The organism is Pseudomonas sp. S3_B08, from assembly GCF_054667725.1.
This window is the reverse complement of sequence record NZ_CP162750.1, coordinates 105,649-128,984: the sequence shown is the minus strand read 5'-3', so window position 1 is coordinate 128,984 and position 23,336 is coordinate 105,649. Positions and strand designations below refer to the sequence as shown.

26 protein-coding genes are annotated in these 23,336 nt (G+C 56.1%); 11 read left to right on the top strand and 15 right to left on the bottom strand.

The window, feature by feature from the left end:
* Window positions 1-199 precede the first annotated feature (199 nt).
* From AB4N73_RS00570 to AB4N73_RS00550, 5 genes are all read right to left on the bottom strand, one after another.
* Window positions 200-559 (bottom strand): PA0613 family protein, encoded by a 360-nt coding sequence (locus AB4N73_RS00570; RefSeq protein WP_038362361.1) that lies wholly within the window; start codon window positions 557-559, stop codon window positions 200-202.
* A complete protein-coding gene (locus AB4N73_RS00565; protein ID WP_460142796.1) occupies window positions 552-2,771 on the bottom strand; it encodes a VapE domain-containing protein in 2,220 nt (739 codons plus the stop codon). The genes AB4N73_RS00570 and AB4N73_RS00565 overlap by 8 nt, the downstream gene beginning before the upstream one ends.
* Entirely contained in the window at window positions 2,761-2,991 is a 231-nt protein-coding gene (locus tag AB4N73_RS00560) for a TraR/DksA family transcriptional regulator (protein WP_460142795.1), read from the bottom strand. The genes AB4N73_RS00565 and AB4N73_RS00560 overlap by 11 nt, the downstream gene beginning before the upstream one ends.
* Window positions 2,984-3,502, bottom strand: coding sequence for a phage regulatory CII family protein (locus AB4N73_RS00555; RefSeq protein ID WP_460142794.1), 519 nt, complete (start codon window positions 3,500-3,502; stop codon window positions 2,984-2,986). The genes AB4N73_RS00560 and AB4N73_RS00555 overlap by 8 nt, the downstream gene beginning before the upstream one ends.
* A gap of 331 nt (window positions 3,503-3,833) precedes the next feature.
* Window positions 3,834-4,067, bottom strand: a complete 234-nt coding sequence (locus tag AB4N73_RS00550; RefSeq protein ID WP_460142793.1) for a hypothetical protein — start codon at window positions 4,065-4,067, stop codon at window positions 3,834-3,836.
* A gap of 98 nt (window positions 4,068-4,165) precedes the next feature.
* Here AB4N73_RS00550 and AB4N73_RS00545 point away from each other — a divergent pair, with 98 nt between their 5' ends.
* From AB4N73_RS00545 to AB4N73_RS00505, 9 genes are all read left to right on the top strand, one after another.
* Complete coding sequence (locus AB4N73_RS00545) at window positions 4,166-4,813, top strand: LexA family protein (RefSeq protein ID WP_460142792.1); 648 nt, start codon at window positions 4,166-4,168, stop codon at window positions 4,811-4,813.
* Between the two features lie 37 nt (window positions 4,814-4,850).
* Window positions 4,851-6,197 carry a hypothetical protein gene (locus AB4N73_RS00540; protein WP_460142791.1) on the top strand — a complete coding sequence of 449 codons (1,347 nt, stop codon included), beginning with the start codon at window positions 4,851-4,853 and terminating at the stop codon, window positions 6,195-6,197.
* A gap of 293 nt (window positions 6,198-6,490) precedes the next feature.
* Window positions 6,491-7,081 (top strand): hypothetical protein, encoded by a 591-nt coding sequence (locus tag AB4N73_RS00535; RefSeq protein ID WP_460142790.1) that lies wholly within the window; start codon window positions 6,491-6,493, stop codon window positions 7,079-7,081.
* Window positions 7,082-7,091: 10 nt separating this feature from the next.
* On the top strand, window positions 7,092-7,373 hold the full coding sequence (locus AB4N73_RS00530) for a phage antirepressor KilAC domain-containing protein (RefSeq protein WP_460142789.1): 282 nt from the start codon (window positions 7,092-7,094) through the stop codon (window positions 7,371-7,373).
* 158 nt (window positions 7,374-7,531) lie between these two features.
* Complete coding sequence (locus AB4N73_RS00525; protein ID WP_460142788.1) at window positions 7,532-7,849, top strand: pyocin activator PrtN family protein; 318 nt, start codon at window positions 7,532-7,534, stop codon at window positions 7,847-7,849.
* A 55-nt stretch (window positions 7,850-7,904) separates the two neighbouring features.
* Window positions 7,905-8,420: a hypothetical protein gene (locus tag AB4N73_RS00520; protein WP_460142787.1), complete on the top strand. Its 516-nt coding sequence runs from the start codon at window positions 7,905-7,907 to the stop codon at window positions 8,418-8,420.
* Complete coding sequence (locus AB4N73_RS00515) at window positions 8,417-8,959, top strand: phosphohydrolase (RefSeq protein WP_460142786.1); 543 nt, start codon at window positions 8,417-8,419, stop codon at window positions 8,957-8,959. The genes AB4N73_RS00520 and AB4N73_RS00515 overlap by 4 nt, the downstream gene beginning before the upstream one ends.
* A 250-nt stretch (window positions 8,960-9,209) precedes the next feature.
* On the top strand, window positions 9,210-9,497 hold the full coding sequence (locus AB4N73_RS00510) for a hypothetical protein (protein ID WP_150687736.1): 288 nt from the start codon (window positions 9,210-9,212) through the stop codon (window positions 9,495-9,497).
* 160 nt (window positions 9,498-9,657) lie between these two features.
* Window positions 9,658-10,905: an Arm DNA-binding domain-containing protein gene (locus AB4N73_RS00505; RefSeq protein WP_460142785.1), complete on the top strand. Its 1,248-nt coding sequence runs from the start codon at window positions 9,658-9,660 to the stop codon at window positions 10,903-10,905.
* A gap of 54 nt (window positions 10,906-10,959) precedes the next feature.
* On the opposite strand, the gene AB4N73_RS00500 is transcribed toward AB4N73_RS00505, so the two are convergent.
* Entirely contained in the window at window positions 10,960-11,367 is a 408-nt protein-coding gene (locus tag AB4N73_RS00500; protein WP_460142784.1) for a hypothetical protein, read from the bottom strand.
* A 13-nt stretch (window positions 11,368-11,380) separates the two neighbouring features.
* Window positions 11,381-12,163 carry a tetratricopeptide repeat protein gene (locus AB4N73_RS00495; protein ID WP_460142783.1) on the bottom strand — a complete coding sequence of 261 codons (783 nt, stop codon included), beginning with the start codon at window positions 12,161-12,163 and terminating at the stop codon, window positions 11,381-11,383.
* Window positions 12,164-12,513: 350 nt separating this feature from the next.
* On the opposite strand from AB4N73_RS00495, the gene mutS reads away from it, so the two are divergent.
* Window positions 12,514-15,084 carry a DNA mismatch repair protein MutS gene (gene mutS, locus AB4N73_RS00490; protein ID WP_200890491.1) on the top strand — a complete coding sequence of 857 codons (2,571 nt, stop codon included), beginning with the start codon at window positions 12,514-12,516 and terminating at the stop codon, window positions 15,082-15,084.
* A 163-nt stretch (window positions 15,085-15,247) separates the two neighbouring features.
* On the top strand, window positions 15,248-15,571 hold the full coding sequence (fdxA, locus tag AB4N73_RS00485; protein WP_150636333.1) for a ferredoxin FdxA: 324 nt from the start codon (window positions 15,248-15,250) through the stop codon (window positions 15,569-15,571).
* Between the two features lie 527 nt (window positions 15,572-16,098).
* Here the strand turns inward: fdxA and rpoS are convergent.
* From rpoS to AB4N73_RS00445, 8 genes are all read right to left on the bottom strand, one after another.
* Window positions 16,099-17,106 (bottom strand): RNA polymerase sigma factor RpoS, encoded by a 1,008-nt coding sequence (gene rpoS / locus AB4N73_RS00480; RefSeq protein ID WP_016771451.1) that lies wholly within the window; start codon window positions 17,104-17,106, stop codon window positions 16,099-16,101.
* A gap of 106 nt (window positions 17,107-17,212) precedes the next feature.
* Complete coding sequence (locus tag AB4N73_RS00475; RefSeq protein WP_041478115.1) at window positions 17,213-18,082, bottom strand: peptidoglycan DD-metalloendopeptidase family protein; 870 nt, start codon at window positions 18,080-18,082, stop codon at window positions 17,213-17,215.
* A 212-nt stretch (window positions 18,083-18,294) separates the two neighbouring features.
* Window positions 18,295-18,930 (bottom strand): protein-L-isoaspartate(D-aspartate) O-methyltransferase, encoded by a 636-nt coding sequence (locus AB4N73_RS00470; RefSeq protein ID WP_160768345.1) that lies wholly within the window; start codon window positions 18,928-18,930, stop codon window positions 18,295-18,297.
* 38 nt (window positions 18,931-18,968) lie between these two features.
* Window positions 18,969-19,718, bottom strand: coding sequence for a 5'/3'-nucleotidase SurE (gene surE, locus AB4N73_RS00465; protein ID WP_024011837.1), 750 nt, complete (start codon window positions 19,716-19,718; stop codon window positions 18,969-18,971).
* Window positions 19,706-20,764, bottom strand: coding sequence for a tRNA pseudouridine(13) synthase TruD (gene truD, locus AB4N73_RS00460; protein WP_460142782.1), 1,059 nt, complete (start codon window positions 20,762-20,764; stop codon window positions 19,706-19,708). The genes surE and truD overlap by 13 nt, the downstream gene beginning before the upstream one ends.
* Window positions 20,761-21,234 (bottom strand): 2-C-methyl-D-erythritol 2,4-cyclodiphosphate synthase, encoded by a 474-nt coding sequence (ispF, locus tag AB4N73_RS00455; protein ID WP_016771456.1) that lies wholly within the window; start codon window positions 21,232-21,234, stop codon window positions 20,761-20,763. Before ispF ends, truD begins: the two co-directional genes overlap by 4 nt.
* Before the next feature lie 43 nt (window positions 21,235-21,277).
* Window positions 21,278-22,123: an S-formylglutathione hydrolase gene (gene fghA / locus AB4N73_RS00450; protein WP_056783229.1), complete on the bottom strand. Its 846-nt coding sequence runs from the start codon at window positions 22,121-22,123 to the stop codon at window positions 21,278-21,280.
* A gap of 88 nt (window positions 22,124-22,211) precedes the next feature.
* Window positions 22,212-23,324 carry an S-(hydroxymethyl)glutathione dehydrogenase/class III alcohol dehydrogenase gene (locus AB4N73_RS00445; RefSeq protein WP_007908835.1) on the bottom strand — a complete coding sequence of 371 codons (1,113 nt, stop codon included), beginning with the start codon at window positions 23,322-23,324 and terminating at the stop codon, window positions 22,212-22,214.
* Window positions 23,325-23,336: the final 12 nt, after the last annotated feature.

Genomic DNA, 23,336 nt, shown 5'->3' with positions numbered 1-23,336 from the left:
TAAAGAGAGAAATTTATAAACACGCTGGCGCGTGAAGCGCGCGCATTGTGTCTGCTACGCATATGCGGGCGGGTGACGTTGCAAGGTGGGACGGTGGGACAGCCCAGCAAAGACAAGGCCCGCACCTGTCCCACTACGTCTAAACATAGTGGGACAAGGCGGGCCGGTGGGACAGCAACAGCCGGACGAAAGCCTGGGGTCACGCAGCCATCCCCATCATCACGCCGAAGATCTGCAGGTGTGCCTCATGCAGGCGCTGGTAGTACGTGTCACGGCCACAACCGCAGTGCGCGTACCGCAAGCGCATATCAACATCGAGCGTGCAGTAATGCTCCCGCACAACCGTCACCAGCTCAGGCGGAAGATGCTTGTTAACGATCAGCTCGATGTCGAGAGAACTCTCCAGCGGCGCACGAAAGGCCCGCCGTCCACGAATCAGTTGCCCATTGCTCTCCATCATCATGGCAACCATGTTCCCCCCAGCAAGCCCCCCTTTCGAATGTTCGGAATGCAGCTCCTGCGCCCACAACCGAAGCAGCGAATCGATCTCCTTAATCACCGAAACAAGGCTCCTCTGAAGCTTCTAATTCCAAGGCAGGCACCTTCCCCCAGTCCGCTGGTTTTTTGTAGCCCCACAACCGCTGCCGACTCTTGGTCATTGCACCGAGCCGGAAACGTCTCCAGCCCAACCGATGCAGGATTGCACCGACACGCATTTGCTCCGGCTTACCCCAATGTCCCGGGTCGAGCTTGAGTGCCTGAGTCAGAACCTCGCTGCCGGTCGTGGTCTCACCAATCTGCGACTCTTCTAACCAGGTCAAGATTGGTGTTTCCCATTCGTCCACTACGAAGCGCTCGTCCTGCTCCTCCGCGAACAATGCCGCCTCATCCAGCGTTACCCACCAAAGGTCGCCCGCGTCGTAGCAGAACACCGCCTCGGCCCACAGCTGATCGCGGATTGAGCGCAACAACTCCAGATCCACTTTGGTACACGCCACCGGCCAGTAACGGCGGTTACCGGTGGCATCTTTGAGGTACTCGTCCTGGTTCGTTGTACCTACGAAAACACACTGGCGTGGCACGTCCATTGTTCTACGGCCGTAGCTCTCGCGATAAGTGTCCGTGGACGCCGAGAAAAACTGCTTGGCCTTGGTACTCTCGGCCTTGTTGAAGCTGTCCAGCTCGCCCAGCTCAACAATCCACTTGCCCCTGATCGCCTGAAAGCCGTCCTTGTCGCCCAGCGCGAACGGCGTATCCATGAACCACTCGCCGCCGAGAATGCTCATCGCCGTCGACTTACCGGCGCCCTGTGCCCCCTCAAGGATCATCACCGAGTCAGCCTTGCAGCCAGGCTTCATCACTCGCGCCACGGCCGACAACATCCAGCGCTTGCCAACCTTGGACGAGTAGTCGGTGGCCTTCACACCCATGACATCGGTGAGCCAGCTTTCTAGACGAGGCACGCGATCCCATTCAAGCTTGCGCAGGTACTGTCGCACCGGATGAAACGCATGATCATGTGCGACCACACTGACCGCCTCGATCACATGGGACGCCTTGACCCGAAGGTTGTATTGCTGCGCGAGCCACTTCATTACCCGCACGTCATCGATGTCCGCCCAGTCACCCGTGCCGCCGCCATAAGGCGCCGCACGTAGCTTGACGAGCTTCGAACTGAAGGCGCTGTAGCTGATGACCCCAGCCCAACGTGGATCATTGGCCAGTATCAATTCAACGTTCTGCATGTGTGCGATCAGAGCGCCGCTATCACTGCGAGCTAGTAGATCTTTCCAACCACCTGCAGCCGGTGGCTTGACCACGGCCAATACCTGACGGCGCACCGCCTCCAAACCCTCGGCGACATGCAGATCGTTGAAGTCGGTCCACTTCACTTCCCGCTCACTGGAAAAGATCGGCGCAACCACTTGGCCACCGACGATCAGTGCCGCGTTATTGGCCTTCTCTTCACCAGGGTTCCAGGCGTCGCCGTTTGGCTTCGTGGTCTTCCAGTCATCGTCCCTGCAAATGATCAGAGTGCAACCGGCAAACCGCTCGCGCATGGCCTTACACACGGCCAGCAGGTTACCCGCGTCGAATGCCACCGCCACGGTCAGCGAAGTCGCCATGTGCAGGCTGGCGCCGGTGGCGTAGCCCTCACATACCAGCACTGGATCACCTGGCTCAGCATCCGGCCCGATAAGGTGGAAAGCACCCTCTTTCGACATCCCGTAGGGCCAGTAAGACTTGTCCCGACCGGTGTCTTCCTGTTTGCTGGGGTAAATCACCTGAAGCCCGACGATTTCGTCCCGCGCATTGCTCATAGGAACCAAGACTGCACCTGAGCGCGGCGCGTAGCGAACTCGGAAACCGACAATCTGCTTGCGGTCCAGATACTCGCTGCGACCCTTCTCCGGCATGCGCTGGAATAAGCCGTCCGCACGCTTCGCCGCACGGCGCGCCGCATTGGCTGCCACCTCAGCAGCACGACGTTTGCCCTCCTCCTGACGGGCGCGCATAACCTCGCGTTCTTCGGGAGACATCCGACCGGCCTTAACCTTGATCTTCTGCGTTTCGCCCGAACGCCAATCGCCGAATGAGCCGAAAATAAGCGTCTCGCCTTTCTCGGTGCGATGTTCATGGGCGACATACCAGCCGTTTTTCTCGGTGCCCTTATCCTGCGTCGTCTTGCACCGAGTGAGCTTACCGAAGACCAGCGGCTGCGCTGGTAAAAGGCCATAGTCCGCGAACTGCGCCAATACTTCATCGAGCATGACGAGCTCCCTTCAATTCCGCGAGGGAAAGACAATCCACACAATGCGTGCAGCCAAGCTGCGCCACACGGCGCGCTTCCGGAATTGGCTCATCGCACTCTTCGCAGAACAGAAACGAGTGCGCCGCCAAGGCAGGTTTGGCGGCGATTCGACGTGCTGCGAGCGCTTGGTCGACACGCTCCAGAATCAGATCATTAGCGAAGTCAGCGATGTCAGCCATGGTCAGCACCTCGCGTCGTTTGGTTGACGTAGGTGGCGCGGTTGAACAATCCGAGCAGCCCCTGAATCCCACGGAACACCTGCAGACGAATCGCCGCCAGTTCTTGGTCGGTGACGACGCCGTCACCGATGCTCTTAGCCCAGGTCTCGGCCAAATCCGCCACACGCCGGAAGTACTCCGCGATGCCGGTCGTCAATGTCTCGGGCATGTCGTTGGTGTAGGCCTCAGCCAGTTCCTGCCAAGTCGTGTCGCCGACCAGCGCATGCACCGCATCCAAAATGCGGCGATCCTTAGTCAGTTCCAGGATCTCGCCAAACTCTTGGATGTTCACGGTGTGGCTTGGGTGGGTTGGGGAAAGCTTGTGCTGCAACGTCGTGGCGTTGCGGCCAGTGGTGGCTGCGATAGCAGCGGCGCCGCCTGGGTAGTCGCGCGCAGCGTGATAAAGCGCAAGATCGAGCGGCAGGACTTCCCGCTGGGCTCGATCTACAGAACTCAGAGCGATTCGGCTCATGGCATTAATCCTTGAATGTTGCCAGTGCCGCACGACAAGCAGTAGTGATACATTTGTCGTGTGGCTTGATAGGCCCAAACGCCGGCGAGGTCCCTATGACCAACACCGGCACCGTGCCGGGGCGAACAATCCGTTGTTCACCCCTGGCGCACAAGCTGCCAGCTCTGTGGTGGAAAAGGCAGCAACACCAAAGCTTCCGAGCCTTGGAAAACGCGATAGGAGTGGGCGGTTTTGCATTTGGTTTGCCCGCCAGCCCCTATCGCGGCCCGACAGCGCTGTGGTGGTGCGTGTCGGGAGGAACTGGGCGACCTTTTGGTCGCCTTTTTTCTGACTATGCAGCTTCGCTAACGGGAACAGTTTCGGTGACGCCGAAATGCTCCAAAACCTCCGCTAGCGAGACGTTCCCTTCGCTTTCACGGGCTAATGCCTTGATCAATGAAACACTCGGGTCTTTGCTTGCGTATTTGACATGGAGGCGCAGATAACTGTCGGCAATACGACAACGCGTTGCGTAAGCCGTGAGCTCCTCCGAATCCAAGTAGGTGATGTAGTCGCGTAGCTTCATGGGTTTACCTCCAAAACGATAAATTAACCTTTGGGGTTATGTTTTGCAATACCCCAGAGAGCATTCACCTTCAAGGTTAATCCAGCCAGAATCGGCGAATGAAAATTTCAGATACCCGCCTCCAGAATTTCCGAAGGGTCTTGGCAGAAAAAAAACTGCGCTTGACTGACATCGCCGAGCTTTTGGGCAAAGCCCCCGCTCAGGTAAGCGCGTTCGGTGGAAAAAATCCCACGAAGGGCATCGGCGATCAGATCGCACGTGAAATTGAGAAAGCGCTACAACTGCATGACGGTTATCTCGACATGCCCTATGGGCTAGGCGAATACGACAATGCAACGTTACTTAGTCATACAGGACGAAAACTACCAGTGATGGGATCAATCGCTGCCGGAGCATGGTGCGAACCTGATATCAGCTTTGACCCGCGTGATGCTGAAGAGTGGATTGATGCACCTGGCCCTGTCGGTCCACGCGCGTTCATTCTTCGCGTGGAGGGTATGAGCATGGAGCCAAAGTTTTTAGAAGGGGACAAGATAGTAATCGACCCTGCACTCGAGGCTTTACCTGGCCATTTTGTGGCCGCCAAACGCACCAGAGATCAAGCCACGACGCTTAAACAGTTGAGGCAAGAGGGAAATGAACAGTTTCTGTATGCACTAAACCCAGATTGGCCGGAAAGAATAATCCGGATGACTGAAGAGTGGAGCATCTGCGGAAGAGCCCGCTGGAAAATTTCAGACTTGTAAACAATCATCAAACTCCGACTTCAGAAAGGGATATCAAATGAAGTACAAGACAAGTGATGTTTTTGGCGTACGCAGTCAACTTATAGAATCTTATATAGAGAGACCGAGTGTTGACGAGCTATTCAGCGCTGCCTTGGAAGATAAAAACCAAGTAATCGTTTACGGCTCATCAAAACAAGGGAAGACTTCCCTCACCCTTAAGCATCTGAATCCAGAAGAATATGTGAAAGTAGAGTGTTCTCCGCAAACACAAGCCATCGACATCTACCGATCAATTCTTAGACAATCAAACATTACGTACTTTGAAAGTGACACTCAGGGCCTCAGCTTCGAGGTCGGATCAAATGTCAATGCTGGGATCAAAGTAAAAGTTCCCTTTATGGGTGAAGCAAACCTTGGCGCAGGTACTGCTGACAAAACAACTCAAAGTAGCTCTTCTAAAGAACTATATATTGAGTACAACCTAGAGCTTGCACAGGATGTTTCAGAGCTTCTAAGAAAAAAAAATATTGATAAGTTTATAGTCCTCGAAAATTTCCACTATCTTTCGCTAGAAGTCCAAGAGCGACTAGCATACGATCTTCGAGTATTCCAAGATCTAGGTGTAATTTTTATCGTACTAGGAATATGGCGCGAGGCGAATAGACTAGTTCAATTCAATGGCGATCTTTTAGACCGTGTTACAGAAGTACCTGTCGAACCCTGGCTAAACTCGGACTTTGCAAAAGTAATAGAAAAGGGTTCAGAGCTATTGAATGTCGACTTTTCTGAAATCAAAGAAAAACTCATAAAATCGTCATTCGATAGTGTCGGCGTAGTCCAAGAACTTTGCAAGCAATGTTGTATTGCCGCCGGAATCACTGAAACGGCAGAGTCAATTGTAGCTATAACTGAAGGCCATTTATCTACAGCATTGGAAACAAAAGCAGGCGAATATGGAGGCCGTCATATTCGAAACTTTGAATCCTTTGTAGACATCGCAAGAAAAACAAGCAATCAAAGCGGCAAACCGTCTTTAGCATTCCCTTTTTACTTCATACATTTACTTCTTAAGACGGACCTAGAAAATATAGAGCAAGGGCTCTCTAGGTCTACTCTACTAGAGGGAATTCGGAGAGTTCATCACAGACCAGATGACGTGCGCTCCGGTGATCTTGGTGCATTTCTTCACAATATTACTCAGCATCAGATTAACAAACGAATCCAGCCTCCGTTTGTAGATTATGATCGTGGCAGCAAGCTACTCAAAATCATCGATTCATCTTTGTATTTTTTCTTAAGACATTGTGACCGCGACGCGATTTTGGCGGACATTCCGCATCCGGTAACGGATTTCTCTGATGATCTGCTTACGGGCTTGGATGAACCTGAGCCAGCGGCCTGAGGGTTGTAAATCCCTACGCGACCAGAAAATTAACCTATAAGGTTGTTTTTTTGTTGACTTGATTCACCTTTGAGATTAACAATCTCGCCTCACTCTACCACCGCAGAGCGAGGCGAAATCATGCAAACCAGAGCAACCCTCCACGTCCATCCGGCGTGCGTCAGCAACAAGAAGATGATCGAGCAGCTGCAGTCCTTCAGCGGCTGCTTGGTCATCATTCACAACAACAAACCGAAGCTTATTGCCAAGCCCCAACGCTCTCCATTTGATCCAAATGGTGGAGGGCACGCGGCATGAGCAAATACCGAATCGACAACCGCACCCTGCAGTTGCTCAAAGCTCAGGTCAACCTGACCGAGACCTTCAATCATGTCCTACGAACCGCTACCACGCGCGAGTGCCTGGCGTTCCGCCTTAAAGTAGAACGGGGCGCAACTGAGACCGCATTCAGCGTCGAGCTGGGGACTGAACGTCACACGCTGACCCTTCCAAGCGACAAGAAAACTCACCTTAAGCTGGCCGACTTCATTGAAGAGATCGCTAACGGACCGTTCGGTCCTAGTGATAGCAGCGACCCGGTTCATCTCCCGCATGCCAGCCGCGTATACGGCCGCTTTGAAGCCCAAGACAAGCAGCGTGTGCTTGAGCTGGTGCGCACCGGCGGCGTGCTGAGCCTCGACATGGGGTTTGATCTCCCCCTGCACGTTGCCATTCACCGGACACACACGCGCCGAGGGGCGACCATCATCCTGAGCATCGGGAATAAAAGCCCCAACACCCGATGCTTCACCGTGAGCGACACCGATGCCGAGATTTACCTAATGGTTATCGAGTCCATCAACCATCTCGCGGCCGCAGCAACACCCGCCGCACATGCGGCATGAGGTGGACGACATGGAACGCACCCTCGCCCAAGCAGCCTCGAAACTCGGCCTCACACGTCCAAAACTGATTGCACTCATGCGGGAAAAAGACCTGCTTAAGGGCAACCTGCCGGCTTACCCAAAAAGGGACAAAGAGTATCTGCGGGTCAAGGACGGCACCTGGTATGACGAAAAGTACGGCGTGCAATACAGCCAGTCGACGCGGGTCAAGCAAGTCGGCATTCGTTGGCTGGCTGAAAAACTCGGCATCGACCTACCTGAAATTCCGGCAGACCGCCGTGACGTGGCCTAGGGAATACGCCCGACAGATCATCGCAATGCGGACACGAGAGGAGCGCAATGCCGCGCTCCTTGAGGTGCCCGAGCATCTGCGGGAATTGACCAAACGCCATTGCCTGCACGCCTGGAACCATCCAGCAAGAAGCAAACGCAAGGAGGCCACACAAAGCCATGAGTAATGCAGCCCAAGCCCCACTGCGGCTACGCCCCGCTCCTGAATCCACGACCATCGAGCTGCTGTACCGCACCTTCGGTGATGTGCTGATTCCGCTGGAGGCCGTGCGCGAGAAGTATTTCCGCAACCTAAACGAGCAAAAGTTTGTGATGGAAATCAATAGCGGTCGGATCCAGCTTCCGATCACCACACTGGACTCAAGTCGGAAAGCGCCCAAGTACGCACACATTCGACACGTTGCATCGCTCATCGATATTCGCGCCTATCAGGCCGACGAAGACATGCAGAGTCAGCAAGACGAGCCAACAGAGTAAGCCTTCTTCCAAGGACTGCCACCACCAGTCCGACACTGAACTAGGAGCAAACCAAATGACTGCAATTCAAATCTGCGCACTCATCGCCCTAATCATTCTGGCCGGGCTATTAGTCTGGGCTGGCTACTTCATGGGCCGTACCGACGGCATGTCCGCTGACATGAAACAAAGCGCCATGACCATTCGCGAGTTAAAAGCCTCCCTCGACCTCATCAAGGCCGACCACGCCCAATTGGCGCAATTCAGCAAACGCCTTCAGCAAGCGTTGACGATCGGCAATCCTGAACGTCAGACACTGCTCGGTATCGCCGAAAAACTCCGCATCGCCGCCGATACGTTCGCCGCGTTCCGTACGGGAAAAAAACTTGAACGCGAAACCCTCGCCCTGCGCGAAGAGGCGCTCGCCATGGCGGAATTACTGAAGCCCGCCGAAATAACAGGCCATGCAAAGGTTGAGATGGTGCCTCTCCGTATCCCTCTCAGCACGGACGATGCAGAGAAAGCTGCCATTTTTTTCCAACAAGACGATCAGGCCATTGCCACCACCGCGCAATCGAGAGGTGCAGCATGAGCTGGATCCTCACCCATACCGGCAAGCATTTTGATTTGTTTGAGCCGGACGCCGAAATGATCGATCCGCGAGATATTGCGCACTCGCTGGCTCATTTGTGCCGCTTCAACGGTCACACCCGCGAGTTTTACAGCGTTGCCCAACACAGCTGCATCGTCGCCGAGCTAGTGCCGGAAGAACACAAACTTGCGGCTTTACTTCATGACGCACCCGAGGCGTACCTGGGTGACATGACGCGGCCACTCAAGCAATGGATCAGTGCATATCAACACTTCGAGGACAGTATCTGGTGGCGCATTTGTGATCGGTTCGACATAGACCCAGAACTCCCTATGTGCGTTCACCAGGCCGATCTGATAGCGCTGGCTACCGAACGCCGCGATCTCATGCCAACCGCTCCGGCTATCTGGGATTGCTTGGTCGGCGTAAATCCAATGCCCGAAACCATGCGCCCATGGTCTGCCGCAGAAGCACGCACCACCTACCACCAGCGCCTGATGGATCAACTCGCTATCGAACACCGGAGGAAAGCGGCATGACGCACTCACAGGACAACACATGGGTGCAGGCCGCTTTGCTTCGCAATGACAGCGGGATCGACACGCCTGTAAAAAACCGACTCTGCTGCGCAGCAGCAGGCATTATTGCTTCTTCCAGCGCCACTGCCGAGGCACTTATACCCCACGAAAAGCTGCGTGGGGCAGCGACACCCAATGCAACGCTAATCGCTCAAAATCGCCAGCTCGCGCAGCCTGTGGTGGGATGTATGCGTCCCTCATTGGAGGCCGCATGAGCGAAGTATCGATTGTCCTCTATGCTCCTCCGCCCGCCCTACTCGATGCGTTACGTGACAAAGAATGCTTCGTCACCTCGTCTTACGGAAATTCGATCGAACAACGGGATGCAGCTCATCGACGAGAGCTGACCCTGAAAGAAGAACTCGAACTCCTCACAGCCCTTCACGAAAAATCACTCGCCCGCGAGGAGGCATTAGAAAGAGCAATTTGCGCTATTAGGGAGCAGAAACTTTGCCACCAGCTTTGCTGCAGCAAATCCGTACAGGAGAGCGATAAGTGAGCTTACCTCGCTGGGTGATGATCAATCGTGCCTCTGAACTGACTGGCTATAGCGAAGACGCGATACGCCACAAAGTGAAGAACGGTACCTGGGCACAAGGTCGTGTTTGGCGCAAAACACCAGACGGCCGAATCGCTATTAACATGACGGAGTATGACAAGTGGGCCGAGAGCGCACCGCAACAAGCGGCCTAGAGGCAGAGCTGGCTAAACATAAAGGGATTGAAATACACGGCGGGAGCATTCGCGTGGTGTTCATGTGGCGGCGGATTCGCTGCCGCGAAACCCTTGGACTGCCTGTAACCAAGGCTAACATCAAGCACGCCGCCCTGCTCAGGGCGGCAATTATTCACGAGATCAAAACGGGACATTTTGAATACGGTCGCCATTTTCCAAACTCCAAAAACGCGGCCAACTACACCGCGGTTAAAGACGAGCGGATCGGAGCGTTGATGGAACGTTACAAGCCGCTTAAGGCTGTCGACATCACTCCGATGACCGAAGAAAAATACGGCTACGCATTGGATATTTGCGCCGATCTGCTCGGCTCGGAACGCTTGGCGGGCATCCTATTACCCGAAGATATACAGCGGCTGAGGACTCAACTCATCGCCACTAGGGCGCCGTCGACGGCGAACCATTACCTGGCGACCTTTGCCGGCTTCTTAGCGTGGTGTGAAGACAATCAATATTGCCGTGAGGGATTGGCGGCGGCTTGCGTCCGCTTCGCGATGACCGGACGAGAGCCAGATCCGCTGACAAAGGCAGAGTTCGACCAGCTGATCAGTAAAGGCTGTTTACACGTTCAGGATTCAGCTGCGATCACACTCGCCGTTTACACGGGGCTTCGGCCCGGGGAGCTATGCGGGCTCGCAGTGGAAGATATTGACCTCGAATCCGGGCAGCTGCAAATAACCAGGGCGATCACTGCAGATGGCACCTTCAAAGTACCCAAGACAGGAAAGCCTCGCACCGTGTTTTTGATGCCGCCTGCCCTCGACGCGTGTAAGACCCTTATCGGTCTTGTCACCAATCATGAACCGCTGCAAATCGACATCTATATGAATCGGCATGAGAGCCGCATAGAAACGGTAACTCCATTACTGTCCCCGACGACCCAAGCTAGAAAAAAAACCATAAATCAGTGGTATGTCCCAACATCATGGAATACGAAGTGGTCAGCGATTCAGAGGCGGTCAGAGATACGCCCCCGCCGCCCATACCAGACACGACATACTTACGCCTGTTGGTGCCTGACTGCACGCGGAAATTTGGCGTTCATTGCGAAACAGATGGGGCACAAAGACTTCTCTATGCTCGTGGACGTCTATGCGAAATGGATGGACGACGCCTCAAACACTGAGATCACCCATATCTGGAAAGGAATATCGAAATTGATGTCTAACTAAACGACTTTGATACCAGGTGCGAAAAATAGAAAAAGGAGCCGAAGCTCCTTTTTTTCATGCCGCCTTTGAGGACATAAGTTGCTGTACCAATGCAATTTTAGATGCGCAGCGAAGATATACTGCTTCAGCATCAATATGAGTGACCGTAGCATCCAGATGATAATCTGATTTGCAACGCAACTCATGCAGACTCTTCAGGGACCAACCAATCTGTTTCAAATGCATTCTGACCTGTTTATCAGCGTGCATATGGTTTTGATAGTACGCCCCGAGAGTGGCGTGAACTGGCCCTCTTACGTCGGAAACTGGAGGCACACTTATCGAATCAGCATACTCGAGCGAGACATGATACAAACCGTAGTACGCACGCGATATAGCACTACGTCGCTCGGCCTCTGTACCGGGTACAGTGTTCAGCAACGTCAATGCTACATTGCTAATATCTTCATAACTTACTGGCATACCGCAAATCCTTTTACGCTACCGCGGATGATAGGACTGAGCGACGATCAATGAAGTTCACTACCAATCTATCCCAGCTTAAAATATCGTCACAACCGAGCACTAACTCAGCAACACGATCATTGATTGCAACTAACTGCGCAGCATCCCTTACAGGCAACGGAATTTCGATGTAAACATGTTTTACCCCGTCGAAGTTGCTGAGCTTCTCATGCATAAAATTTGCAACAAGTCCAAATTCAATCATTGCCTGCTCAATAAATCCACCAACCAACCTATATTCCGACAAAGAAATATTCATCTCTTCCAGATGGCTGATAACAGATCGTGCTTTGGCCATACAAGGCATATCCTCTATGACAAAAGTTGGATTTGCTTTCGCAAAACCCGCGACAATCTTTTCAAGATCTTCGTAGTCACAAACAAAAGTGCTCGTACGGACAATTTTTTCGAGTATTTCTGAAGAGCCTGGCGATCTTTCTAAAGCTTTAAGAAAATAAACTTTAGCCTCGGTGTACCTACCGAGCATTCTCAATGAGATGCCGTAGTTAACCAACACGACCTCATTCATAGATAAGCGCAAGCTTTTAAGATGAAGTTCCTTAGAAGCCTCATATTCGCCAAGTGCTGCTTTAAGCATACCGGATAGCATAAAAGCTTCGGCAGCGCTAATAGCTTTCAGACGCTCGATATCACGCTCGATAGACTTAACGTCAAAAGGACGTTTGGTTTCCTGGTCGCTAAGCGCCTGGATCCTATCTGTGATGCCTGCGGTCGCAAGCTGGGGAACGGGCATAAACCCTCCTTTGAACGGCTTTCCTTGCCATAATTTTCGCGATCTCTACCGTGCATGGCGGACCGCAAAAACGCTTACCTATCCTTACATAGGTAAGCGTTCTCGCCTTGGGGGCGGAAGTCTACGTAGCAGATTGGCATCAAGCAACATAGTCCGACGAAACACCCCTTCTCCATAGCTCCCGAGGACGACATTTTCTCACCGTGTTAACCTCGTTCAACTCATGCTAGTGACTGGGACAATAAAAGAACAGCACCATTCGAAAATAAATATCAGGCTGTTTTATTATTTGCCCCATTTCTGCCCCACCTATCCTTACGATTAACGCTAACCTACTGATGAATAAAGCTATTTCAGACCTGTCCTCCCACACTCCGATGATGCAGCAATACTGGCGCCTGAAGAATCAGCACCCAGACCAGCTGATGTTCTATCGCATGGGCGATTTCTACGAAATCTTCTACGAAGATGCGAAGAAAGCCGCCAAATTGCTGGACATCACCCTGACCGCGCGCGGGCAGTCGGCGGGTCAGGCGATTCCGATGTGTGGGATTCCTTACCACGCGGCGGAAGGGTACCTGGCAAAACTGGTCAAGCTCGGCGAGTCGGTGGTGATATGTGAGCAGGTCGGTGACCCGGCCACCAGCAAAGGCCCGGTGGAGCGCCAGGTCGTAAGGATCATCACGCCGGGGACGGTCAGTGATGAGGCGCTGCTGGATGAACGCCGCGATAACCTGATTGCAGCGGTATTGGGCGATGAGCGTCTATTCGGTCTGGCGGTGCTGGACATCACCAGCGGCAACTTCACCGTGCTCGAGATCAAAGGCTGGGAAAACCTGCTGGCGGAACTGGAGCGGGTCAACCCGGTGGAATTGCTGATTCCGGATGACTGGCCAAAAGACCTGCCGGCGGAAAAACGCCGTGGCGTACGCCGTCGCGCGCCGTGGGATTTCGAGCGTGATTCGGCGCTGAAAAGTCTCTGCCAGCAGTTTTCCACCCAAGACCTGAAAGGCTTCGGCTGCGAAAACCTGACCCTGGCCATCGGCGCTGCCGGCTGCCTGCTGGCCTACGCCAAGGAAACCCAGCGCACCGCCCTGCCCCACTTGCGCAGCCTGCGTCACGAACGTCTCGATGACACCGTGGTGCTCGACGGCGCCAGCCGGCGCAATCTGGAACTCGACACCAACCTGGCCGGTGGCCGCGACAACACGCTGCAATCGGTGGTCGATCGCTGCCAGACCGCCATGGGCAGCCGCTTGCTGACTCGTTGGCTGAACCGGCCGTTGCGCGATCTCACCGTGTTGCTGGCGCGTCAGACCTCGATCCGCTGCCTGCTCGACGGCTACCGCTTCGAAAAGCTGCAACCGCAGCTCAAGGAAATCGGCGATATCGAGCGGATTCTGGCGCGTATCGGTCTGCGCAATGCACGACCACGTGACCTTGCGCGTCTGCGTGACGCACTCGGCGCACTGCCCGAACTGCAAGTGGCGATGACCGATCTGGAAGCGCCGCACCTGCAGCATCTGGCAGCCACCACGAGCACCTATCCGGAACTGGCGGCGCTGCTGGCAAAAGCCATTATCGACAACCCGCCTGCGGTGATCCGCGACGGCGGCGTGCTGAAAACCGGTTACGACAGCGAACTCGATGAACTGCAATCACTGAGCGAAAACGCCGGCCAGTTCCTCATTGATCTCGAAGCCCGGGAGAAAGCCCGTACTGGTCTGGCCAACCTCAAAGTCGGCTACAACCGTATCCACGGCTACTTCATCGAACTGCCGAGCAAGCAGGCTGAATCGGCGCCGGCCGACTATATCCGCCGGCAGACGCTCAAAGGCGCCGAGCGCTTCATCACGCCCGAGCTGAAAGAATTCGAAGACAAGGCACTTTCCGCCAAGAGCCGCGCGCTGGCTCGGGAAAAGATGCTTTACGAAGCGCTGCTCGAAGACTTGATCAGCCAGCTGCCACCGCTGCAGGACACCGCCGGCGCATTGGCCGAACTGGATGTGCTGAGCAACCTTGCCGAGCGTGCGCTGAATCTCGACCTCAATTGCCCGCGTTTCGTCAGCGAGCCGTGCATGCGCATCACCCAGGGTCGTCACCCTGTGGTCGAGCAAGTGCTGACCACGCCGTTCGTGGCCAACGATCTGAGCCTGGATGACAACACGCGCATGCTGGTCATCACCGGCCCGAACATGGGCGGTAAATCCACTTACATGCGGCAAACCGCGTTGATCGTGCTGCTGGCGCATATCGGCAGTTTCGTGCCGGCCGCCAGTTGCGAGTTGTCGCTGGTCGACCGCATCTTCACCCGTATCGGCTCAAGCGATGATCTGGCCGGCGGTCGCTCGACCTTCATGGTCGAGATGAGCGAAACCGCCAACATCCTGCATAACGCGACCGAGCGCAGTCTGGTGCTGATGGACGAAGTCGGGCGCGGTACCAGCACCTTTGACGGTCTGTCGCTGGCGTGGGCGGCGGCCGAGCGCTTGGCCCATTTGCGCGCCTACACCCTGTTTGCTACGCACTATTTTGAGCTGACCGTGCTGCCGGAAGCCGAACCTCTTGTCGCTAACGTGCATCTCAATGCCACCGAGCACAACGAACGGATCGTGTTCCTGCACCATGTTCTGCCTGGGCCTGCCAGTCAGAGCTATGGCTTGGCAGTCGCACAACTGGCCGGCGTGCCGAGCGAGGTGATTCTGCGAGCGCGCGAGCATCTGAGTCGCCTGGAAGACACTGCCCTGCCCCACGAGGCGCCGAAACCGGCGGCCAAGGGCAAGCCGTCGACACCGCAGCAAAGCGACATGTTCGCCTCACTGCCACATCCGGTGCTCGATGAATTGGCGAAAGTGGATCTGGACGACATGACGCCACGCCGTGCGCTGGAAATGCTCTATGCACTGAAGAACCGGATATAAGCACTGAAGAAGCGGATATAACGCAATTCGCTTCAAGCTGTTAGAATCTCGCGCGGTTCGGGATGCTGCTGGCTCATAGCCTGGTCAGCAGGTATCGCTCCCGAACCTGGCGACCCCAACCGTGAAGGGGCAACGCTGCCGCCGCCTGAGGAGAAAATTAGAAATGACCTTCGTCGTCACCGACAACTGCATCAAGTGCAAGTACACCGACTGCGTAGAAGTCTGTCCGGTGGACTGCTTTTACGAAGGCCCGAACTTCCTGGTGATTCACCCGGACGAGTGCATCGACTGCGCGCTGTGTGAACCAGAATGCCCGGCTGTGGCGATCTTCTCGGAAGACGAGATCCCAAGCGGCATGGAAAACTTCATCGAGCTCAATGCCGAGCTGGCGGATATCTGGCCGAACATCACCGAAAAGAAAGAATCGCTGCCTGATGCTGAAGAGTGGGATGGTGTCAAAGGCAAGATCAAAGACCTCGAACGCTGATCTACCCCGCGCTCGACTGAAAGGCCCCTTGCGGGCCTTTTTGCTTTTGCAGATTCTGCTTTTCTGCAGACGAAAAAAGGGGCGGTATGACCCGCCCACATTTTTTCCCTATTCCCTGTATTCCTTTTCATCGTCCTGATGAATCGCCTCCTGCGATGTCCGTTCCCCTCTTCCGTGAAGGGCGTGTCTGTCCGTCGACACAGTTGAGATATTAGAGAGTTTCTGGAGAGGAGCAATTGGCCTTCGGCGCGCGCTCGCGCTGTCACAAGGACATAACATTTACGAAATAATTAACAAAATCAAAAGGTTGCTCACTGAGAGTGAGCGCGATCGCCTTCCACCGAAGTGTAAAAATAACGAACACTTACGACACAGTAAGCAAAGGCTTACAGCGCGAGACTACAAATTCAGAAATTGACGACCGCTTGTCTGGTGGCTGCCGAAAGCCCGATTTGCTGCACGCGAAAAACAAAAAAGCCCCGACTGATTGAATCAGCCGGGGCTTTTGCGGGCGGAGGAGAAGGCGCTTATTGAAACAGCGACTCGCTCGACAGGCCGTTCTTTTCAAGGATCTCGCGAAGGCGCTTGAGCCCTTCCACCTGAATCTGCCGTACCCGCTCGCGGGTCAGGCCGATCTCCAGGCCGACATCTTCCAGCGTGCTGCTTTCGTGACCACGCAGGCCGAAGCGGCGAATCACCACCTCGCGCTGCTTGTCGGTCAGCTCCGACAGCCATTGATCGATGCTCTGCGACAGATCATCGTCCTGCAACAGTTCGCACGGATCGGTCGGACGATCGTCAGTGAGTGTGTCCAGCAGGGTTTTATCCGAATCCGGACCCAGCGAGACGTCGACCGAAGAAACCCTTTCGTTGAGACCCAGCATGCGCTTGACCTCCCCCACCGGTTTCTCCAGCAGGTTGGCGATTTCTTCGGGTGAAGGTTCGTGGTCGAGTTTTTGCGTCAGCTCACGTGCGGCGCGCAGGTAGACGTTGAGCTCCTTGACCACATGTATCGGCAGCCGGATGGTCCGGGTCTGATTCATGATCGCGCGCTCGATGGTCTGACGGATCCACCAGGTTGCGTAGGTCGAGAAGCGGAAGCCGCGCTCCGGATCGAACTTTTCCACCGCGCGGATCAGGCCGAGGTTGCCCTCTTCGATCAGATCCAGCAGCGACAGCCCCCGATTGACGTAACGCCGGGCGATCTTGACGACCAGCCGCAGGTTACTTTCGATCATGCGCTTGCGCCCGGCAGGATCGCCACTTTGCGACAAGCGCGCAAAATGAACTTCTTCTTCCGGGGAGAGCAGAGGGGAAAAGCCGATTTCGTTGAGATACAGCTGCGTGGCATCAAGTGCCCGAGTGTAGTCGATGTATTTATGTTGTTTGAGTGTGGCGGAGTGTCTGGATTTGGAACGAACGGAAGGTGGAGCAGCCCCTTCATCATTCAACATCGAATCCGAATCGATGCCGGTCTCCATAAGGAGAACCTCATCGTCGATGTCAAACTCCGGCACTTCTTTACTGAGAGCCATTGTTATAGTCCTTTGGTGAGTTCGACCCCAAGCTCAAGCGACGCCTTTATCCTTGGCAACGCTGGAGCCTGTCCCCTCTACGCGACGGAACAGGCTGGCCTTCAAATCAACGTCTTGGCAGGAACTGCAGCGGATCCACTGGTTTACCTTGGCGGCGAATCTCAAAATGCAGTTTCACCCGGTCTGTACCCGTTGACCCCATTTCGGCAATTGTCTGTCCGACCTTGACCTGCTGCCCCTCCCGAACCAACAGCCTGCGGTTATGTCCGTAAGCACTGACGTAGGTTTCGCTGTGTTTGATGATGACCAATTCGCCGTAGCCCCTTAAGCCACTCCCGGCGTATACGACCGTCCCATCAGACGCAGCTAAAACAGGCTGTCCCAAATCTCCGGCGATATCAATTCCTTTATTCAAACTACCGTTTGAAGAGAATTTTCCAATCAGAACGCCATTAGATGGCCATCCCCAGCCGGTCGGGGCCGGGCCTGCCGGAGGCAGTGGAGCGGGTGCAGGTTTGCTCGCGACGGACGGTACAACCCCTTTGGAACCGGTGGTTGTAGTGGTTGTGGTGCCATTCGCCTGGCGCCGGATTACTGTGGTTTTACTCGACGAAGAAGGCGAGGAACTGGAGTTGCTCACCACCGCTGTCGGCGTTGAACCGCTGCGCCCGTCGAAGCGAATTGTCTGACCCGGATGGATCGTATACGGCGTAGGAATATTGTTCCGGGCGGCGAGGGTTTTGTAGTCCCAGCCGTAACGAAAGGCGATCGAAAACAAGGTATCGCCGGGACGGACTACATATTGCCCGGTGGTAACGGTAGGACGTTGCGCCACCGCATTGTTGCGATCAACAACGCGCACGTTGCTCGATTTGGTGCTGGAGCAACCGACCAGCAAGGTGCTCAAGACAAGGCCAGTCACCAGGCGCTGAAAGCTCGTGTTACCCATACGCTGCGCAATGACTGTGAGACTCACCCGCCGCTCCCTTTGTGGTGGCTTAAAAATTCTGAATGCCGCATTGCGGCATGAGGTGTCGCAAGTATAACGGGCCGAACCGGCTTTACCTTTAATGAAGCGAAATCACCGGACGCACACGTTTGCCAGGGGCAAGTACGCTGCGTTTAAACTCTGGCTGCCGGTGTAAGACCGGCGCCGTTGAAAGGAATTCAGCGCCTGCTCGCAAATGCTCAGGCCAGTGGCCCGTTGAGCAACGGCACGAAACGTACAGCGCCCAGAACGTGTCGGGAAAAGCCATGTTCTTCGCGCACGATCAGCATCAGTTGTTGCACTTCACCGGAGCCGACCGGAATCACCATGCGCCCACCGGGGGCCAGTTGATCCAGCAAAGCTTGCGGTACATCGGTGGCAACGGCGGTGACGATGATGCCGTTGTATGGTGCCAGCGCCGGCCAGCCTTCCCAGCCATCGCCCCAGCGAAACACCACGTTGCGCAGGTTCAGCTCGACCAGACGCTCCTTGGCGCGATCCTGCAGCACCTTGATGCGTTCGACCGAAAACACCCGTTCGACCAGTTGCGACAACACCGCCGTCTGGTAGCCGGAACCGGTGCCGATCTCCAACACTTTATCCAGCGGGCCGGCCTCCAGCAGCAGCTCGCTCATGCGCGCCACCATATAAGGCTGGGAAATGGTCTGGTTGTTGCCGATCGGCAGCGCGGTGTCTTCATAAGCGCGATGTGCCAGCGCCTCATCGACAAACAGATGACGCGGCGTGCGGCGGATCACTTCCAGCACCTTGGCGTTCGACACGCCTTCTTCATATAGACGCTGGATCAGGCGCTCGCGCGTACGTTGGGAGGTCATGCCTATGCCGCTGCGCAGGCGGTCGTCGTGTTCGCGCATCAGCTCAGCCCTCCCAGCCAGCCATCCAGACTTCTGAAGGCATCATTGAAGGTGCGATCGAGCTGCAACGGCGTGATGGACACATAGCCCTGCATCACGGCATGAAAATCGGTGCCCGGGCCGCCGTCTTCAGCGTCGCCGGCAGCGGCAATCCAGTAACCGGCCTTGCCGCGCGGATCGACCACTTTCATCGGCGCCGCCGCGCGGGCGCGATGACCGAGGCGGGTCAACTGAATGCCACGGATGTGATCGATGGGCAGATTGGGAATGTTCACGTTGAGCACCGTGCGCGGTGGCAGATCCAGCCCGGCGTGGGCCTCGACCAGTTTGCGCGCAAAGTAGGCCGCTGTCGGCAGGTTGTCCACCTGACGCGAGACCAGGGAGAAGGCAAACGATGGGCGCTCGAGAAATCGTCCTTCCAGCGCTGCCGCCACGGTTCCGGAATACAGCACGTCGTCACCAAGATTGGCGCCCAGATTAATGCCGGATACCACCATGTCCGCTTCGCGCTCAAGCAAGCCGTTAAGGCCCAGGTGAATGCAATCGGTCGGTGTGCCGTTGAGGCTGATAAAGCCGTTGGCCAGGTATTGCGGGTGCAGCGGACGGTCGAGCGTCAGCGAACTGCTGGCGCCGCTTTTGTCCTGCTCCGGGGCGATAACCACGCATTCGGTGTAATCCGCCAGCGCAGCATAAAGCGCGGCGAGACCGGGCGCGGTTACCCCATCGTCGTTAGAAATCAGAATACGCATGGGCTGTCCGTCTGCCCCACCGGCACCAGATCAACGAGCTCGCGCACCAATACGGTGGCAAAGCATCCGGCCGGGAGGACGAATTCCAGTTGCAGAATGTCAGGTTGGGGATAATGCCACGTCAACCCGCCAATGGGCAGCCGCAGGATGCGACGTTCATGGCTCATGCCGGCGTGGATCAACCAGTCGCGCAGATCCGCTTCGCGGGCGGCGATCGCCTGCTCCAGTTCATGGACTGCGCCAGCGGTGGGCGAGTCACCTTCGCCCCACTGCGGACCGGTCGGGTGCAGGTCGAGAATCGCCAGACGCGGGTCGCTGCATTCGGCTTCGCCGGCCGGGAAAAAGCTGCGGCTGTCAGTAAAGGCCAACAGATCGCCCACCAGTGCGGTGTTCCAGGTGCCTTCGGCGACGCGCGACGCGAGCACTTGGTTGAACAGAAAGCTACGCGCCGTCGACAGCAACCGCGAACGCACATTGCGCTGTTCCGGCAAAGCCTTGCGCGCCGCCCACGCCCGGGCATCGACAACGTTGCCGCCGTCATGGCCGAAGCGCTGGGCGCCGAAATAATTGGGGATGCCTTGTTTGGCGATCAGTTGCAGCCGCTGTTCAATCGCATCTTTGTCGCCATTGAATTGCGTCAGGCGCAGGGTGAAACCGTTGGCCGAATGCGCACCGCGTTGCAGCTTGCGCTTGTGGCGCGTGGTCTTGAGGATCTTCAGCGTGTCGTTTTCCGCGGCCGACAGATCCGGATCGGCCTTGCCCGGCAACTGCACGCTGAACCACTGTCGGGTCAGGGCCTGACGGTCCTTCAGCCCGGCATAGCTGACGGTACGCAACGGCACGCCGGCTGCCTTGGCAATACGCCGCGCCGCTTCTTCGGTATTGAGGCCGCGCTTTTCCACCCAGATCCACAGGTGTTCGCCGTCACCGCTGAACGGAATATCCAGCACTTCATCGACCTGGAAATCTTCGGCGATGGCTTTCAGTACCGCTGTGCCGAGGGGTTCGCCATAGGCCCGTGAGCCGAGTAATTGCAGTTCATTCATGCGCGCAGCAACAAGGCAACGGAGTGCACGGCGATGCCTTCTTCGCGACCGACAAAGCCAAGCTTTTCGGTGGTGGTAGCTTTGACGTTCACTTGATCCAACTCAACTTGAAGATCCGCCGCGATCAGCGCGCGCATCGATTCGATATGCGGCGCCATTTTTGGCGCCTGGGCAACGATGGTGTTGTCGACGTTGCCGACTTTCCAGCCCTTGGCGTGGATCAGACTGACCACATGACGCAACAGCACACGGCTGTCGGCGCCCTTGAATTGCGGATCGGTGTCCGGGAAGTGTTTGCCGATATCACCCAGCGCCGCCGCGCCGAGCAAGGCATCGCTCAAGGCGTGCAGCAGGACGTCACCGTCGGAATGAGCGAGCAGCCCGAAGCTGTGTGCAATTTGCACGCCGCCCAGAGTAATGAAATCGCCTTCAGCGAAACGGTGCACATCGTAGCCGTGGCCAATACGCATAAAAAAACGCCCCGATTTTTGTCAGGGCGTGATTCTACCTGCATTAACCGCGCAGAGCGCGTGCGTGATGCTGCAAGTGGTCGTCAATGAAGCTTGAGATGAAGAAATAGCTGTGGTCGTAGCCCGGTTGCAGGCGCAGCTCCAGCGGATGCCCCGCTTGTTTTGCGGCGTGTTGCAGGGCTTCGGGTTTCAGCTGGGTGGCGAGGAAATCGTCACGATCACCTTGATCGACCAACAACGGCAACTTCTCCGTCGCCTCTGCGATCAGCACACAGGCGTCCCACTCCTTCCACTTCGAACGGTCTTCGCCCAAATAGTTGGAAAAGGCCTTCTGACCCCACGGGCAATCGATTGGATGGGTAATCGGCGAGAACGCCGACACTGACTGATAACGCCCGGGATTGCGCAGCGCGCAGACCAATGCGCCGTGGCCGCCCATGGAGTGACCGCTGATACTGCGTTTGTCGGAAGCGGGGAAATGCGCTTCGACCAGAGCAGGCAGTTCCTGCACGACATAGTCATGCATCTGATAGTGCCGCGCCCACGGTTCCTGCGTGGCGTTCAGATAAAACCCGGCGCCGAGACCGAAATCCCAAGCTTTGTCGGCATCATCCGGGACATCCGCGCCACGCGGACTGGTATCCGGGGCGACGATGATCAACCCGAGCTCGGCAGCCATGCGCATCGCACCGGCCTTCTGCATGAAGTTCTCATCGGTGCAGGTCAGGCCTGACAACCAGTACAACACCGGCAGCTTGCCGCCCTGCTCCGCTTGTGGCGGCAGGTACACGGCAAAGACCATGTCGCAATCAAGCACTTCGGAGCGATGGCGATAACGCTTGTGCCAGCCACCAAAACTCTTCTGACAGGAAATGTTTTCCAGATTCATAGCACTTCAGCCGCAAGATGCGAGCTTCAAGCTGCAAGAGGGAATTGCGCCTGCTTGCAGCTTGTGGCTTGTAGCTTGCCGCTGCTCCTTAGAAATGAATGACGGTGCGGATGCTCTTGCCTTCGTGCATCAGGTCGAACGCCTTGTTGATATCTTCCAGGCCCATGGTGTGGGTGATGAAGGTATCCAGCGGGATTTCGCCGCTCTGGGCCATGTCGACGTAGCTCGGCAATTCAGTACGGCCACGCACGCCGCCGAACGCCGAACCGCGCCAGACGCGACCGGTGACCAACTGGAACGGACGGGTAGCGATTTCCTGGCCGGCACCGGCGACACCGATGATGACCGACTCGCCCCAGCCTTTGTGGCAGCACTCAAGCGCAGCGCGCATCAGTTGCACATTGCCGATGCACTCGAAGGAGAAGTCGACGCCGCCATCGGTCATGTCGACGATTACTTCCTGGATCGGACGATCAAAGTCTTTCGGGTTCACGCAATCGGTGGCACCGAGTTGTTTGGCGATTTCGAACTTGGCTGGATTGATGTCGATGGCGATGATCCGCGCAGCCTTGGCTTTCACCGCGCCGATCACGGCCGACAAGCCGATACCGCCGAGACCGAAGATGGCCACGGTGTCACCCGGCTTGACCTTGGCGGTGTTGAGCACGGCGCCGATACCGGTGGTGACGCCGCAACCGAGCAGGCAGACCTTTTCCAGCGGCGCGTCTTTGGAGATCTTCGCTACGGAAATTTCCGGCAGTACGGTGTACTCCGAAAACGTCGAAGTGCCCATGTAGTGGAAAATCGTTTCGCCCTTGTAGGAAAAGCGCGAAGTGCCATCCGGCATCAGGCCCTTGCCTTGGGTGGCGCGAATCGCCTGGCAGAGGTTGGTCTTGCCCGACTTGCAGAATTTGCACTGGCCGCATTCCGGGGTGTACAGCGGAATGACGTGATCGCCGACGGCGACCGAAGTCACGCCTTCGCCGATCGCTTCAACGATGGCGCCACCTTCATGGCCGAGGATCGACGGGAAGATGCCTTCCGGGTCTGCGCCGGACAAGGTGTAGGCATCGGTGTGGCAAACCCCGGAAGCGACGACGCGCAGCAATACTTCACCGGCCTTGGGCATGGCGACATCGACTTCTACGATTTCCAGCGGCTTCTTGGCCTCGAAGGCAACGGCGGCGCGCGACTTGATCATGCTGACTCTCCA